15 protein-coding genes are annotated in these 16184 nt (G+C 69.7%); 11 read left to right on the forward strand and 4 right to left on the reverse strand.

Annotated features, from left to right (window positions below):
- Nucleotides 1-113 precede the first annotated feature (113 nt).
- A complete protein-coding gene (locus tag ACZ63F_RS34135) occupies nt 114-785 on the reverse strand; it encodes a response regulator (RefSeq protein WP_030608351.1) in 672 nt (223 codons plus the stop codon).
- Nucleotides 786-801: 16 nt separating this feature from the next.
- On the reverse strand, nt 802-1743 hold the full coding sequence (locus ACZ63F_RS34140) for a RecB family exonuclease (RefSeq protein ID WP_469717096.1): 942 nt from the start codon (nt 1741-1743) through the stop codon (nt 802-804).
- Nucleotides 1744-1883: 140 nt separating this feature from the next.
- Here ACZ63F_RS34140 and ACZ63F_RS34145 point away from each other — a divergent pair, with 140 nt between their 5' ends.
- The 3 genes from ACZ63F_RS34145 (at nt 1884) to ACZ63F_RS34155 (ending at nt 5195) form a co-directional block, all read left to right on the forward strand.
- Nucleotides 1884-3332, forward strand: coding sequence for a site-2 protease family protein (locus ACZ63F_RS34145; RefSeq protein WP_469717099.1), 1449 nt, complete (start codon nt 1884-1886; stop codon nt 3330-3332).
- 165 nt (nt 3333-3497) lie between these two features.
- A complete protein-coding gene (locus ACZ63F_RS34150) occupies nt 3498-4400 on the forward strand; it encodes a tRNA (adenine-N1)-methyltransferase (protein WP_089103073.1) in 903 nt (300 codons plus the stop codon).
- 213 nt (nt 4401-4613) lie between these two features.
- Nucleotides 4614-5195, forward strand: a complete 582-nt coding sequence (locus ACZ63F_RS34155) for a hypothetical protein (protein WP_469717101.1) — start codon at nt 4614-4616, stop codon at nt 5193-5195.
- 73 nt (nt 5196-5268) lie between these two features.
- Here the strand turns inward: ACZ63F_RS34155 and ACZ63F_RS34160 are convergent, their stop codons facing one another.
- Entirely contained in the window at nt 5269-5574 is a 306-nt protein-coding gene (locus ACZ63F_RS34160) for a ferredoxin (protein WP_469717103.1), read from the reverse strand.
- Between the two features lie 539 nt (nt 5575-6113).
- Between ACZ63F_RS34160 and arc the strand changes: the two genes are divergently transcribed.
- From arc to prcA, 6 genes are all read left to right on the forward strand, one after another.
- On the forward strand, nt 6114-7880 hold the full coding sequence (arc, locus tag ACZ63F_RS34165; protein WP_352365022.1) for a proteasome ATPase: 1767 nt from the start codon (nt 6114-6116) through the stop codon (nt 7878-7880).
- A 244-nt stretch (nt 7881-8124) separates the two neighbouring features.
- Nucleotides 8125-9636: a depupylase/deamidase Dop gene (gene dop / locus ACZ63F_RS34170; protein ID WP_351958918.1), complete on the forward strand. Its 1512-nt coding sequence runs from the start codon at nt 8125-8127 to the stop codon at nt 9634-9636.
- A gap of 190 nt (nt 9637-9826) precedes the next feature.
- Entirely contained in the window at nt 9827-10045 is a 219-nt protein-coding gene (locus ACZ63F_RS34175) for a ubiquitin-like protein Pup (protein WP_234531430.1), read from the forward strand.
- Between the two features lie 49 nt (nt 10046-10094).
- Nucleotides 10095-10700: an endonuclease VII domain-containing protein gene (locus tag ACZ63F_RS34180; RefSeq protein ID WP_469717106.1), complete on the forward strand. Its 606-nt coding sequence runs from the start codon at nt 10095-10097 to the stop codon at nt 10698-10700.
- Nucleotides 10652-11497, forward strand: coding sequence for a proteasome subunit beta (prcB, locus tag ACZ63F_RS34185; RefSeq protein ID WP_352365027.1), 846 nt, complete (start codon nt 10652-10654; stop codon nt 11495-11497). Before ACZ63F_RS34180 ends, prcB begins: the two co-directional genes overlap by 49 nt.
- A 70-nt stretch (nt 11498-11567) precedes the next feature.
- The gene (gene prcA, locus ACZ63F_RS34190) at nt 11568-12326 is read left to right on the forward strand and encodes a proteasome subunit alpha (RefSeq protein ID WP_352365029.1); all 759 of its coding nucleotides are present in this window, start codon (nt 11568-11570) and stop codon (nt 12324-12326) included.
- 72 nt (nt 12327-12398) lie between these two features.
- Here the strand turns inward: prcA and ACZ63F_RS34195 are convergent, their stop codons facing one another.
- Nucleotides 12399-13457 (reverse strand): LacI family DNA-binding transcriptional regulator, encoded by a 1059-nt coding sequence (locus ACZ63F_RS34195; protein ID WP_469717109.1) that lies wholly within the window; start codon nt 13455-13457, stop codon nt 12399-12401.
- A 46-nt stretch (nt 13458-13503) separates the two neighbouring features.
- Between ACZ63F_RS34195 and ACZ63F_RS34200 the strand changes: the two genes are divergently transcribed.
- Complete coding sequence (locus tag ACZ63F_RS34200) at nt 13504-14763, forward strand: MFS transporter (RefSeq protein WP_469717111.1); 1260 nt, start codon at nt 13504-13506, stop codon at nt 14761-14763.
- Between the two features lie 9 nt (nt 14764-14772).
- Nucleotides 14773-16134, forward strand: a complete 1362-nt coding sequence (gene pafA / locus ACZ63F_RS34205) for a Pup--protein ligase (RefSeq protein ID WP_028801611.1) — start codon at nt 14773-14775, stop codon at nt 16132-16134.
- Nucleotides 16135-16184: the final 50 nt, after the last annotated feature.

Raw genomic sequence — 16184 nt, forward strand, 5'->3', positions numbered from 1 at the left:
CGCCCCCCCCTCCCCCCCCCCCCCCCCCCCCCCCCCCCCCCCCCCCCCGCCTCCCCCCCCCCCCCCCCCCCCCCCCCCCCCCCCTCCTGTCGTATACGCCTGCCGGCCGCCGGCTACTGCGCGCCGGGGCGCACCAGGCCGCTCTCGTACGCGTACACCGCCGCCTGCACCCGGTCCCGCAGCCCCAGCTTGGTCAGCACATGCCCCACATGCGTCTTCACCGTGGTCTCGCTGACGAACAGGTCCGCGGCGATCTCCGCGTTCGACAGCCCGCGCGCCACCAGCTTCAGCACCTCCACCTCACGGTCGGTGAGCGTGTGCAGGGTGTCCGGCACCGGCTCCTCACCGGAGGGCAGATGCGTCGCGTACTTGTCCAGCAGCCGGCGCGTGATGCTCGGCGCCAGCATCGCCTCGCCGTTCGCCACCACCCGGATCGCCTGCACCAGCTCGTTGGCCGGCGCGTCCTTCAGCAGAAAGCCGCTGGCCCCCGCGCGCAGCGCCTCCACCACGTACTCGTCCAGATCGAACGTGGTCAGCACCAGCACCTTCGCCGGACCGTCCCGGCCCGGACCGGTGATCTGCCGGGTCGCCTCCACACCGTCCATCCGCGGCATCCGGATGTCCATCAGCACGACGTCGGGCTGGAGAGCGCGCACCTGGTCGAGTGCCTGCAGGCCGTCTCCGGCCTCACCCACGACCGCGATGTCCTGCTCGGCCTCCAGAATCATCCGGAACCCGGTACGCAGCAGCGGCTGGTCGTCGACCAGTAGGACGCGGATGGCCACGATGAGTCTCCTTCTGCTAGTCCGCGCCCATTCTGCCCTGCGCCACGTCCCCGGACGCCGCCGACCTCACCGGCAGCGGATACGGCGGGGGAGTGCCGCCGAACTCCGGGCAGTGCGCCTGGTGGTCGCACCACCCGCACAGCTTCGTCGGCCGCGGCCGCCACTCACCCGACTCCGTCGCCTGCCGGATCGCCTCCCACAGCGCGAGCAGCTTGCGCTCCACCCGCTGCAGATCGGCGAGGACCGGGTCGTACGTCAGCACGTCACCGCTGCCGAGATAGACCAGCTGCAACCGCCTCGGCACCACGTTCTTCAGCCGCCACACCACCAGCGCGTAGAACTTCATCTGGAACAGCGCACCCTCGGCGTACTCCGGCCGCGGCGCCTTGCCCGTCTTGTAGTCGACGATCCGCACCTCACCCGTCGCGGCCACGTCCACCCGGTCGATGATCCCGCGCAGCCGCAGCCCCGACTCCAGCTCCGTCTCCACGAACAGCTCCCGCTCCACGGGCTCGAGACGGACCGGGTCCTCCAGCGTGAACCAGCGCTCGACCAGCTGCTCCGCCTCACCCAGCCAGCGCGCCAGCCGCTCGCCCTGCGGATCCTCCGCGAACAGCTCACCGAGCTCCGGCCTGGACTCCCGCAACCGGTCCCACTGCCCCGGGATCAGCGCCTTGGCCCGCGGCGCCGTCCGCTCCGCCGCGGGCGCGTCGAAGAGCCGCTCCAGGACCGCGTGCACCAGGGTCCCCCGCGTCGCCGCCTCGCTCGGCTTCTCCGGCAGCCGGTCGATCACCCGGAACCGGTACAGCAACGGACACTGCATGAAGTCACTGGCCCGCGACGGCGACAGCGACGCGGGCGGCCCGGCCGCCCTGCCCGGCACCGCCGTGACCGGCCCGTCCCCCTGCGCGACGACCGCGCCCCGATCCCGTGCGGCGTCCTCGATGCTGCTGTCCATGACCACAGACCATACGGCCCGCCACTGACAGTCACCCAACCCGCACGACGCCCCGGCCAACACGTGGGGTGCCGGGGCAGAACGCGCCGCGACGGCCGCATACCATCGAGCGGAGAAGACGCATCTAACGAGGGGACACCGTGGACGTGAGCGGCGGCAGCGGGCAGCCCCGGTCGGACAACGCCGAACCGGCGCAGCGGACGACCGGTGAGGAGCCCGCGCCCCCGGCCCCGGCCCCGCAGACACCGGAGCACCCCGACCAGCCGGAGCAGCCGCAGACCACACCGGCACCGGAGACACCGGAGACGCCAAAGACGGCCGGGGCACCGGCCCGCCAGGACGCACCCGACCCACCCACCGGCGCCCCCGACCCGGGCGACGGGCCGGCCCCCACGCAGTCCGGCATGGCCAAGGGACAGCCGCCGCAGCGGCCCAAGGAACCCGGCGGCGGACTGCTCATGGGCCGGCCCTTCGGTGTCCCCGTGTACGTCGCCCCCAGCTGGTTCGTCGTCGCCGCACTGATCACCTGGGTCTTCGGCGGCCAGCTCGACCGCGTACTGCCCGAACTCGGCGCCGCCCGCTACCTCGTCTCCCTCTTCTTCGCCATCGCCTTCTACGCCTCCGTCCTGATCCACGAACTCGCCCACACGGTCGCCGCGATCCGCTTCAAACTCCCCGTCCGCCGCATCCAGCTCCAGTTCTTCGGCGGTGTCTCGGAGATCGAGAAGGAAGCGGAGACCCCCGGCCGGGAATTCGTGCTGGCCTTCGTCGGCCCGCTGCTCTCCCTCGTCCTCTCCGGCCTCTTCTACCTCGCCATGCAGCCCGTCGAGCCCGGCACCGTCCCCGGCGTCCTGCTGGCCGGCCTGATGGTCTCCAACCTCATCGTCGCCGCCTTCAACCTGCTGCCCGGCCTGCCCCTCGACGGCGGCCGGATGCTCCGCGCCGTCGTCTGGAAGATCACCGGCAAACCCATGAGCGGCACCGTCGCCGCCGCCTGGGTCGGCCGCGCCCTCGCCGTCTCCGTCCTCATCGGCCTCCCGCTGCTCAACCACTGGGGCGCCTTCGGCGGCGGCACCGACGACAGCAGCGGCATGGACGCCGTCACCGACGCCCTGCTCGCCGCCATCCTCGCCGCGATCATCTGGACCGGCGCCGGCAACAGCCTGCGCATGGCCCGGCTCCGCGAACACCTGCCGGAACTGCGCGCCCGCACCCTCACCCGCCGCGCCGTCCCCGTCGAGACCGACACCCCCCTCTCCGAGGCCCTGCGCCGCGCCAACGCCGCCGGCGCCCGCGCCCTGGTCGTCGTCGACGCCGACGGCAACCCGCTCTCCCTCGTCCGCGAGGCCGCCATCGTCGGCGTACCCGAACACCGCCGCCCCTGGGTCGCCGTCAGCGGCCTCGCCCAGGACCTCACGGAGGGCATGCGGGTCTCCGCGGAACTCGCGGGCGAGGACCTCCTCGACGTCCTGCGCGCCACCCCCGCCACCGAGTACCTGGTCGTCGAGGAGACCGGCGAGATCTACGGCGTGCTGTCGGCGGCGGACGTGGAACGCGCCTTCGTCAAGGCCATGGCAAGGCCGTCCTGAAGCACCCCGGCTTGGAAGCGCCCCGGCCCGGAAGCGCCCGGCCCGGAAGCGCGCCGTAGGGGCGCGGGGAACCGCGCGGGCAACCACAACCCACCGCACCCTCCCCACGACCGCCGGCGCCCCCTGTCGGTCAGGCCCCCGGCAGGGAACCGGTAGGCTGTTCACATGTCCGAACCGACCGGTGCCGCCCGCAGGCGCGGGCCCTTCAAGGTCGGGGACCAGGTACAGCTGACCGACCCCAAGGGTCGCCACTACACGTTCACGCTCGAAGCCGGGAAGAACTTCCACACCCACAAGGGCTCCTTCCCGCACGACGAACTGATCGGCGCTCCCGAGGGCAGCGTTGTCCGCACCACCGGCAACGTCGCCTACCTCGCGCTGCGCCCCCTGCTCCCCGACTACGTCCTGTCCATGCCCCGCGGGGCAGCCGTCGTCTACCCCAAGGACGCGGGGCAGATCCTCTCCTTCGCCGACATCTTCCCCGGCGCCCGCGTCGTCGAAGCCGGCGTCGGCTCCGGCTCGCTCAGCAGCTTCCTGCTGCGCGCCATCGGCGACCAGGGCATGCTGCACAGCTACGAGCGCCGCGCGGACTTCGCCGAGATCGCCCAGCAGAACGTCGAGCGCTACTTCGGCGGCCCGCACCCGGCCTGGCAGCTCACCGTCGGCGACCTCCAGGACAACCTCTCGGACACCGACGTCGACCGCGTCATCCTCGACATGCTCGCCCCCTGGGAGTGCCTGGAGGCCGTCTCCAAGGCGCTCGTCCCCGGCGGCATCCTGTGCTGCTACGTCGCCACCACCACCCAGCTCGCCCGGACCGTCGAGTCCATCCGCGAGATCGGCTGCTTCAACGAGCCGACCTCCTGGGAGACGATGATCCGCAACTGGCACGTCGAAGGCCTCGCCGTCCGCCCCGACCACCGGATGATCGGCCACACCGGCTTCCTGCTCACCGCCCGCCGCCTCGCCGACGGCGTCGAGCCCCCCATGCGCCGCCGCCGCCCCGCCAAGGGCGCCTACGGCGAGGACTACGACGGCCCCAACGCCGACGGCGGCGCCGGCCGCTGAGCCCGGCCCAGCACCCGCTTCAACGTACGAGCGCCGCCGCCGAGTTCCCCGACACCACGGAACTCGGCGGCGGCGCTCACCCGTTGACGCCACCCGTCACAGTGCGGCACCCCACCGGCCGCGAAAGCCCACCCCGCCGTTCCCTGCCCACTGTGACGTGTGGCACGATGCAGGCCACCCCCACCGGCACAGGCCTCACAGGAGACACTCCTAGTGCAGCAATCCGTGGTCCCGGAGCTCGCTCACACCGACACCCGCCCCATGCACTGGCTCGCCACCGCCGCTGCCGTGGCCGGGGTCGTAGCTCTGTCGTCCCTCTTCCAGCCGGGCTCGGCCAAAGCCGCCCAGCCCACCGCCGCGACCGGGACGAAACCCGCCCCCGCGGCCGCCGCGCCGCCCAGCACCACCGGCGTGGACTTCCCCCTCGACTGCGGCCCCGTGAAGGAGCTGGTCGTCAAGAAGGCCACCGGCGACCTCGACGGAGACGGCAGACCGGAAACCGTGGTGGTCGTCCACTGCGACTCGGCCATGGGCACCCCGCCCGACGGGGTCTACGTCCTCACCCAGGCCGCCGGCGCCACCCGCCCCCGCGTCGTCGCCACCCTGGTCGACCCCAAGGACCGCTACACCGTGACCGACTTCGCCGTCGCCGGGAAAGCGGTCACCGCCACCCTGCTCGGCTATTCCTCGGACAGCGTGCCCAGTTGCTGCCCGGACCTGAAGGCCGGCGCCAAGTGGCAGTGGAACGGCCACGCGTTCGTCCGCTCCACCCCCGCCGCCGCCCACAGCGTCTGACGGCCACACCGGTCACGCCGACCGCGGCGGCCCGACGGGGCCGCCGCGCACGCCACGCGGGGTGGCCGGAAAGTCACTCCGCGTCCGGACCGTACACCTCGACACCGTCCGCGGCCCGGCGCACATGGATGCACTCGCCCGGACACTCCCGCGCCGAGTCCACCACGTCCGTGAGCAACGGCAGCGGCACCGGCGCCGTCGCCCCCTTCGCCTGCAGCAGCTCGTCGTCCGCGCCCTTCACGTAGGCCAGGCCGTCGATGTCCAGCTCGAACACCTCCGGGGCGTACTGGGCACAGATCCCGTCACCCGTACACAGATCCTGGTCGATCCAGACCTCGAGCGCCTCACCGCCGGCCAGGGCCTCCTGCTGCACGGTCATCTCTCCTGCCGTCGAAAGCGCCGGACGGCCGGACCCGGCGGTCACCCGGTCCCGCCCCGGCGGGTGTTGAACGTCCTCGACCCTACCTCCGGCCCGCGGCCGCCCGCGCACCCTCCTCGCGCACCCTCCGGAGCGCCCTGCGGCCGCGCCCTGCGGCCGCGCGGACGGCGCCCCCACCGGCGCGGGACGGCGGCGCCCGGCCACCCGACCGATCGACTTGAGCCAACCGGCGCCCCGCCGCAGTGCACACGGACCACATCCGGCCGGTCGCTCTGTGTAAGAAATCCGCCACCGGGGCACAACCCCTGAACCGGCACTGGAGCGGACAACTCCGGTCAGTAACGAAGGGTTTTGACCACTCCAGGCCTGGAACACGCCGCTTCCGAATCGCGTTGAGTGGGTATCCACCCGGCACGAGGGAGAACGCGATGGGTGACCGACGACACACCTTGACAGTCTTTGTGATCTAGGGGTTTCAATCGACACCCACCCAGGTAGGGTCTGGAAGCGTCCAGCTCCCCTTGGAGGAGGTGAGGACCGTGGCAGCCCACGACGACGACATGAACCGCGGCATCCGCCCGGGACGAGGGTCCGACGACCCGTCCGAGCAGATCGCCTATCTTGAGCAGGAGATCGCCGTCCTGCGACGCAAGCTCGCCGACTCTCCGCGACACACGAGGATTCTCGAAGAGCGGATCGTCGAGCTGCAGACGAACCTGGCCGGCGTGTCCGCCCAGAACGAGCGACTCGCGAACACCCTCCGCGAGGCCCGCGACCAGATCGTGGCCCTCAAGGAAGAAGTGGACCGGCTCGCACAGCCGCCGGCCGGCTTCGGTGTCTTCCTCACGGCGAACGAGGACGGCACCGCCGACATCTTCACCGGCGGCCGCAAACTACGGGTGAACGTCAGCCCGAGCGTTGACCTGGACGACCTCAGGCGCGGCCAGGAAGTCATGCTCAACGAGGCGCTCAACGTGGTCGAGGCCATGGAGTACGAGCGCGTCGGCGACATCGTCACCCTCAAGGAGATCCTCGAGGACGGCGAGCGCGCCCTCGTCCTCGGGCACACCGACGAGGAGCGCGTGGTACGGCTCGCCGAGCCCCTGCTGGACGTGAACATCCGGCCCGGCGACGCCCTCCTGCTCGAACCCCGCTCCGGCTACGTCTACGAGATCGTTCCCAAGAGCGAGGTCGAGGAGCTCGTCCTCGAAGAGGTCCCCGACATCGGCTACGAGCAGATCGGCGGACTCGGCGGCCAGATCGAGGCCATCCGGGACGCCGTCGAGCTCCCCTACCTCTACCCGGACCTGTTCAAGGAGCACGAACTGCGCCCGCCCAAGGGCGTCCTGCTCTACGGACCCCCCGGATGCGGCAAGACGCTCATCGCCAAGGCCGTCGCCAACTCGCTGGCCAAGAAGGTCGCCGAAGTCACCGGCCAGGCCGCGGGCAAGAGCTTCTTCCTCAACATCAAGGGCCCCGAGCTCCTGAACAAGTACGTCGGCGAGACCGAGCGGCAGATCCGCCTCGTCTTCCAGCGCGCCCGGGAGAAGGCCAGCGAGGGCACCCCCGTCATCGTCTTCTTCGACGAGATGGAGTCCCTCTTCCGCACCCGCGGCTCCGGTGTCAGCTCGGACGTGGAGAACACCATCGTCCCCCAGCTGCTCGCCGAGATCGACGGTGTCGAAGGCCTCCAGAACGTGGTCGTCATCGGCGCCTCCAACCGCGAGGACATGATCGACCCCGCCATCCTCCGCCCCGGCCGCCTCGACGTGAAGATCAAGATCGAGCGTCCCGACGCCGAGGCCGCCAAGGACATCTTCGGCAAGTACCTCACCGAACGCCTCCCGCTGCACGCCGACGACCTCGGAGAACACGGCGGCAGCAAGGCCACCACCGTCGAGAGCATGATCCAGACGGCGGTAGAACACATGTACGCCGAATCCGAGGAAAACCGCTTCCTGGAAGTCACCTACGCCAACGGCGACAAGGAAGTCCTCTACTTCAAGGACTTCAACTCCGGCGCCATGATCGAGAACATCGTCGGACGCGCCAAGAAGATGGCGATCAAGGACTTCCTCGACCACAACCAGAAGGGCCTCCGCGTCTCCCACCTCCTCCAGGCCTGCGTGGACGAGTTCAAGGAGAACGAGGACCTGCCCAACACCACCAACCCCGACGACTGGGCCCGGATCTCCGGAAAGAAGGGCGAACGGATCGTCTACATCCGTACCCTCATCACCGGAAAGCAGGGCGCGGACACCGGACGCTCCATCGACACGGTGGCGAACACCGGACAGTACCTGTAAAACACAGGGCGGCTGCGGGTGCCCTCACCGGGTACCCGCAGCCGACTGTTTTTCCGGCCAAAACCGGAACCGAGGCGAGCAAGGCAATGACGCAAATGATCTCCCCACCAGCGCAAAGGCGTTCTAGGCTCTTTCCTACCGCCGAGTCGCGCAGTGCGGGGACGGGCACCGCACACGCACCGGAGCGCCAGCGGTACGCGAGCGCAGCCCACGACCGAGGGCTCCGCCGGGCAAGGAGGGCCGCATGACCGTACGGCGAGTAATGGGCATCGAGACGGAGTACGGGATCTCCGTCCCCGGCCACCCCAACGCCAATGCCATGCTCACCTCGTCCCAGATCGTCAACGCCTACGCGGCGGCGATGCACCGGGCCCGCCGGGCCCGCTGGGACTTCGAGGAGGAGAACCCGCTACGGGACGCCCGAGGCTTCGACCTCGCACGCGAGGCCGCCGACGCCAGCCAGCTCACCGACGAGGACATCGGCCTCGCCAACGTGATCCTCACCAACGGCGCCCGCCTCTACGTCGACCACGCACACCCCGAATACAGCGCCCCCGAGGTCACCAACCCCCGCGACGCCGTCCTCTGGGACAAGGCCGGCGAACGCATCATGGCCGAAGCCGCCGAACGAGCCGCCGCACTCCCCGGCGCCCAGCCCATCCACCTCTACAAGAACAACACCGACAACAAGGGCGCCTCCTACGGCACGCACGAGAACTACCTGATGAAGCGGGAAACCCCCTTCTCGGACATCGTGCGCCACCTCACCCCCTTCTTCGTCTCCCGCCAGGTCGTCACCGGCGCCGGCCGCGTCGGCATCGGCCAGGACGGCCACGAACACGGCTTCCAGCTCAGCCAGCGCGCCGACTACTTCGAGGTCGAGGTCGGCCTGGAGACGACGCTGAAGCGGCCGATCATCAACACCAGGGACGAGCCCCACGCGGACGCGGAGAAGTACCGCCGCCTCCACGTGATCATCGGCGACGCGAACCTGTCGGAGATCTCGACCTACCTGAAGCTGGGCACGACGGCCCTCGTGCTCTCGATGATCGAAGACGGCTTCATCGCCGTCGACCTCGCCGTCGACCAGCCCGTACGCACCCTCCACCAGGTCTCCCACGACCCCGGTCTCAAGCGCCTCGTCACCCTCCGCAGCGGCCGCACACTCACCGCCGTGCAGCTCCAGATGGAGTACTACGAGCTCTCCCGGAAATACGTCGAGGAACGCTACGGCGCCGACGCCGACGACCAGACCCGGGACGTCCTGCAGCGCTGGGAGGACACCCTCAACCGCCTGGAGAACGACCCCATGAGTCTCTCCGGCGAACTCGACTGGGTGGCCAAGAAGGAGCTCATGGAGGGCTACCGCCGCCGCGACGAGCTCGACTGGGACGCCGCCAAGCTGCACCTCCTCGACCTCCAGTACGCCGACGTACGGGCCGAGAAGGGCCTCTACAACCGCCTCGCGGCCCGCGGACGCATGAAGCGGCTCCTGGACGAGGCCGACGTGGAACGGGCCCGCACCAGCCCCCCTGAGGACACCCGCGCCTACTTCCGCGGCCGCTGCCTGGAGCAGTACGCCGACGACGTCGCTGCCGCCAGCTGGGACTCGGTCATCTTCGACCTCCCCGGCCGCGACAGCCTCCAGCGCGTCCCAACCCTGGAACCGCTACGCGGAACGCGAAATCACGTCAAGGAGCTCCTGGACCGCTGCCGCACCGCAGAAGACCTGGTCAGGGTCCTCTCCGGCGGCTGAACGGGTACCCGGAGCACACCGGGCCGCCGGGGTCAAAACCCCGGCGCCCGGGAATCATCGAGATGGCCCCCGTACGTTGGAGAAACTGCGGGGTCGATGTCGGACCCGGCTTGTAGGGTCTGATCATCACCGATCGGCAGGAAAGCCGACCTGTCGACCCATGTCGGGCGAACTGAGCGGGGTGAGTGTCATGGCAACCAAGGACACCGGCGGCGGACAGCAGAAGGCGACGCACTCCACCGAGGAGGTCGAGGAGCAGGCGGCAGAGTCGCAGGGCTCCGAGGACCTCAAAGAACGGCACGAGAAGCTGAGCGACGACGTCGACTCGGTTCTGGACGAGATCGATGACGTACTCGAGGAGAACGCAGAGGATTTCGTGAGGTCCTTCGTGCAAAAGGGTGGAGAGTAAAGGCCGATCGGCCGGATCGCCTTCGAAATGAAAGGCTCGGGGGGATTGGGTGGCTGAGGAGCCGGACGCGAAGCATTGCAGGAAATGTGGCCGGGATCTCCCTCCTGCGGCGTTCGCGCGCGACAAGAACCGGCGCGATGGCCTTCAGGTGCACTGCCGGAAGTGTGTGGCGGAGTACAGTGCCGCGCACTACCGGCGTCGCCGGGAGGCCATCGGGAAGACCGTTCGAGAGAAGGTGGACGTCCCAGCCGGGCACAAGCGGTGCCCACAGTGCGAAGTCGTGAAGCCGCACTCCGAATGGGAGCGCAACAAGACTTCGTCGGACGGCTGGGCGAGTTACTGCCGCGCATGCCGTGCGGAGCGAAACCGGGTCAGCTACTTCAAGCGCAAGTACGGCCTCACCGAAGCCGAGCGAGACGCGCTGATCGCCTCCCAACGGGGCGTCTGCTGCATCTGTCTATCCGCCCCCGCCGTGCATGTGGATCACTGCCATGAGACGGGTAGGGTCCGTGGCGTACTGTGCTTCAGCTGCAATGCCGCGCTGGGGCAGTTCAAGGATCAGCCCGAGGCCATAAGGCGGGCTGCAGCATACGTGGAAGGAAACGCGTGGAAGCCAACACTCGTAGCACCGGGCGTCTACCAGCTGCCTTCCTGACGCCTGGGTCTTCTTCGTTCATGGACTTTCTCGGTGAGCACCAGCCGGAGTTGCTGCCCGGCAGGCGGCAGTTGCCGCCGACGCAGGGGGTGATCGAGGCGCCGCACGGGACGACGATCGTGGCGGTGACCTTCCCGGGTGGCGTGGTGCTCGCCGGTGACCGCCGGGCCACGATGGGCAACGTGATCGCGCAGCGGGACATCGAGAAGGTGTTCCCGGCGGACGAGTACTCGGCCGTCGGTATCGCCGGCACCGCCGGTCTCGCCGTGGAGATGGTGAAGCTGTTCCAGCTGGAGCTGGAGCACTTCGAGAAGGTCGAGGGCGCCCAGCTGTCGCTTGAGGGCAAGGCGAACCGGCTGTCGACGATGATCCGGTCCAACCTGGGCATGGCGATGCAGGGGCTGGCGGTCGTGCCGCTGTTCGCCGGGTTCGACGTGGACCGGGCCAAGGGCCGGATCTTCTCCTACGACGTCACCGGTGGCCGTTCCGAGGAGCACAACTTCGCCGCCACGGGGTCCGGCTCGATCTTCGCGCGTGGTGCGATGAAGAAGCTGTTCCGTGACGACCTGTCCGAGGAGCAGGCGACCACCCTGGTGGTGCAGGCTCTGTACGACGCGGCCGACGACGACTCCGCGACCGGTGGTCCGGATGTCGCCCGCCGGATCTACCCGATCATCACGGTGATCACCGAGGACGGTTTCCGCCGGCTCACCGACGACGAGGCCTCCGAGCTCGCCCGTGCGGTGCTGGCGCGCCGTCTGGAGGAGCCGGACGGCCCGCGCGCGGCGTTGCTGTAGGGCGCCCGGCGTTCTTATCAAGGTGATCCCAGTGACTTCGACGGAACCCTAAGGAAGGGGACGGATACCGGTGTCGACGCCGTTCTATGTCTCACCTCAGCAGGCGATGGCGGACCGTGCGGAGTACGCCCGCAAGGGCATCGCGCGCGGCCGCAGCCTGGTTGTGCTCCAGTACGCCGACGGCATCGTGTTCGTCGGCGAGAACCCGTCCCGTGCCCTGCACAAGTTCAGCGAGATCTATGACCGGATCGGTTTCGCGGCCGCCGGTAAGTACAACGAGTACGAGAATCTGCGGATCGGCGGTGTGCGCTATGCCGACCTGCGTGGTTACACCTATGACCGTGACGATGTGACGGCGCGTGGTCTGGCGAACGTGTACGCGCAGACGCTGGGCACGATCTTCTCGTCGGCGGCGGAGAAGCCGTACGAGGTGGAGCTGGTCGTCGCGGAGGTGGGGGAGACTCCGGAGGGTGACCAGATCTACCGGTTGCCGCACGACGGTTCGATCGTGGACGAGCACGGTTCGGTGGCGGTCGGTGGCAGTGCGGAGCAGATCAGTACGTATCTGGACCGTGAGCACCGGGAGGGGATGACCCTGGCGGAGGCTCTGAAGCTGGCTGTGACGGCGTTGTCGCGGGAGTCGAACGGGACGCAGCGGGAGATTCCGGCGGAGCGGCTGGAGGTCGCGGTGCTGGACCGGACGCGTCCGCAGCAGCGGAAGTTCAAGCGGATCGTGGGTCCGCAGTTGTCGCGGTTGCTGGAGTCGGGCGGTGCGGCGACGGCTGCGGAGGCCGAGGACGCCGAGGAGTCCGGCGGAGACGTCGAATAGGTCTGTTTCTGTTTCCTCCGCTCAGCGCCCCGCCCGGGAGTTCTTCGGGTGGGGCGCGGGCGTTTTCGTGGGTCAGGATGGCCGTGGGGGCGCGGTGGAGCCTCGTACGACCAGTTCGACGGGGATGTCTCCGTGGTCGGGTTCGCGGCCGTCCAGGACGGCGAGGAGGGCCTGCATGCCGCGTTCGCCGAAGAGTTCCGCGTCCAGGCGCACGGTCGTCAGCTCGGGGTCGATGGCGGTGGCGAGGGCGAGGTCGTCGAGGCCGGTGACGGAGATGTCGTCGGGGATGCGCAGGCCTTGGCGGCGGAGGGCTTTGTAGGCGCCGGCGGCGAGTTTGTCGTCGTCGCAGACGAGGGCGGTGGGGCGGGGGCCGGGGGTGGTGAGGGCGGCCTCGGTGGCGGCTTGGGCGCCTTCGATCGAGATCGGGGCGCGGATCGTGCGCAGTGAGGTGCCGGGTACCGCTGACGTGCGGGTGGCCAGTTCGTGTGCGCGTACTTCGAAGGTCCAGGAGGCGATGTCGGCGGCCAGGTGCAGGAAGTGGCGGTGGCCGAGGTTCAGGAGGTGGTCGGCGGTCTGGCGTACGCCGTCGGCGATGTCGAGGTTGACGGTGGCGGCGCCGAGGCTGCCGTCGGGGTCGCTGTCGAGCATGACGAGGGGGAGCTGGTCGCCGCGGATGGCGGTGAGGGCGTCGGCTGCCATGGAGGAGGCGATGACGCCGTCGAGGGCGGCCTGGGCGGAGGCGAAGGGGTCGCGGGCGGGGCCGATGCCTTCGGGGGAGGGGTAGAGGAGGACGCCGAAGCCGTGGGCGGAGGCGACGCGGGCGGCGCCGGTGTAGACGCCGGCGAAGAACTCGGTGGTGAGGGCGGGGACGACGAGGAGGACGGTGCGGGTGCGGCCGAGGCGGAGGTTGCGGGCGGCGAGGTTGGGGCGGTAGCCGAGGTCGCGGGCGGCTTCGCGGACGCGTTGGGCGGTGGCTTCGGAGACGCGGCCGCGCCATTTGTCGCCGAGCACGAGCGACACGGCGGCCTGGGAGACGCCGGCTGCCTGGGCGACGTCGCGGCTCGTGGGGCGCGTGCTGCTGGGTGGCACCGGGGGTGGGCTCCTTCGTCTGGACGTGTGAACAGCGCACATGGTACGTATGGGAGGCGGGGTTATACGTAAAACGTGGAGGTGGGACATGGCCGCGGGGTACCTGGAGATCCTCAGGGCGAGGCACGCGGCCCGGCTGCTGACGGGGACGCTGGTGGGGCGGCTGCCGAACGCGACGGCCGCGATCGCGATCGTGCTGTTCGTGCGGGCGGAGGGCGGTACGTACAGCCTCGCGGGGGTGCTCGCGGCGGTGTACGGGGTGGCCAACGCGGTGGGGCAGCCGGTGCTGGGGCGGCTGGTCGATCTGTGCGGGCAGCCGCGGGTCCAGTTGCCCGCGGCGCTGGCGTCGGCCGGTGCGATGGCCGTGTTCGCGTTCGCGGGTACCGGGTCGCTGCCGGTCGCGTACGCGGCCGTGGCGGCGGCCGGGCTGTTCACTCCGCCGCTGGAGGGCGGGCTGCGGGCCCTGTGGCCGAGTGTCCTCGGTGCGGAGGAGCGGGTGCACACGGCGTATGCGATGGACGCGGTGGCGCAGGAAGTCATGTTCACGGTGGGGCCGTTGCTGGTGACGCTGTGCGTGTCGTTGTGGTCGGCGCAGGCGGCGCTGCTGGTGGTCAACGTGGTGGGGGTGCTCGGGGCGCTCTCGGTGGTGGTCTCGGCGCCGTCGCGTGCGTGGCGGTCGGCACCGCGTGAGGCGCACTGGCTGGGTGCGCTGCGTTCGTCCGGGCTGCTGGCGCTGCTGGGCGCGTTCCTGTTCGTGGGGATCGCGCTGGGGTCCATCACGGTGGCGTCGGTGCCGTACGCGGACGGCCACGGGGGTGACGCGGTGTACGGCTGGATGATGGCGGCGCTGGGTCTGGGTGCGCTGCTGGGTGGCAGTGTCTACGGGGCGCGGCGGTGGGCGGGGGAGCCGGCGCGGCGACTGCGGGTGCTGGTGGCTCTTCTGGCGGTGTGTTATCTGCCGTTGATGCTGATGCCGGGGGCGTTGGCCATGGTGTTGCTCACCGTGCTGGCCGGGGTGTTCCTGGCGCCGGCCATCGCGTGTGCGTTCGTGCTGGTGGACCGGCATGCGCCGCGGGGTACGGTCACCGAGGCGTTCTCCTGGCTTGTGACGACGTTCACAGTGGGGGCGTCGGTGGGAACGGGCGTGGCCGGGCCGGTGGTCGAGGGGGGCGGGGCCCTGTGGGGGTTCGCGGTGCCGGGTGCGGCGGGGGGTGTGTCGTTGCTGGTCCTGGCGGTCACGGGGCGGGTCCTCGCAGCTCCCGGTGGGGGTGCGGTGGTTGCGGCCGGTTCGGAAAATGATCCAAATCGTGCTGTCGAACCCCGTTTCAGCTCAGGGGATCGGGCGTAATGTTCAGTCATGGACCGCCGCATTTTCGGGCTGGAGAACGAGTACGGCGTCACGTGCACGTTCAGGGGACAGCGCCGCCTGTCGCCTGACGAGGTGGCGCGGTACCTCTTCCGCCGTGTCGTGTCATGGGGCCGTAGCAGCAATGTCTTTCTGCGGAACGGCGCCCGGCTCTATCTCGACGTGGGCTCACATCCGGAATACGCGACACCCGAGTGTGACAATGTGACCGAACTGGTCACCCACGACAAGGCCGGCGAGCGCATTCTCGAAGGGCTGTTGGTGGACGCCGAACGACGCCTGCATGAGGAAGGAATCGCGGGCGACGTCTACCTTTTCAAGAACAACACGGACTCGGCGGGCAACTCCTACGGTTGCCACGAGAACTATCTGGTGGCGCGGCACGGGGAGTTCTCCCGGCTCGCGGACATCCTCATTCCGTTCCTGGTGACCCGGCAGCTGCTGTGCGGCGCGGGGAAGGTGCTGCAGACGCCGCGCGGTGCGGTGTACTGCGTGAGCCAGCGGGCGGAGCACATCTGGGAGGGCGTCTCCTCGGCGACGACGCGTTCCCGGCCGATCATCAACACGCGCGACGAGCCGCACGCGGACGCCGAGCGCTACCGCCGGCTGCACGTCATCGTCGGCGACTCGAACATGTCCGAGACCACGATGCTGCTCAAGGTCGGCGCCACCGACCTGGTGCTGCGCATGATCGAGGCGGGCACGGTGATGCGGGACCTGACCCTGGAGAACCCGATCCGGGCGATCCGCGAGGTCAGCCACGACATCACGGGCCGGCGCAAGGTGCGCCTGGCCAGCGGCCGGGAGGCCTCCGCCCTCGAGGTGCAGCGGGAGTACTACGAGAAGGCCGTGGACTTCTGCGAGCGCCGCGGCATCCGCACGGGCACGGTCGAGCAGGTGCTGGAGCTGTGGGGCAGGACGCTGGACGCGATCGAGGCCGAGGACCTGGACCGGATCGGCACCGAGATCGACTGGGTGATGAAGTACAAGCTCATCGAGCGGTACCGGGCCAAGCACAACATGACCATGTCCCATCCGCGGGTGGCGCAGATAGACCTCGCTTATCACGACATTCACCGTCGTCGGGGTCTGTATTACCTGCTGGAGAAGAAGGGGCAAGCCGCGCGGATCTGCAATGACTTGAAGATCTTCGAGGGCAAGTCGGTTCCGCCGCAGACGACTCGGGCGCGGTTGCGCGGTGACTTCATCCGGCGGGCCCAGGAGCAGCGCCGGGACTTCACGGTCGACTGGGTGCATCTCAAGCTCAACGACCAGGCGCAGCGCACGGTGTTGTGCAAGGACCCGTTCCGTTCGGTCGACGACCGGGTGGAGAAGCTCATCGCCGGTATGTGATCGCCGGCATGTGAGAGATCGGCACATACGCCACACGGGCGCCGTACGTT

Source organism: Streptomyces sp. NPDC104761 (genome assembly GCF_055583445.1).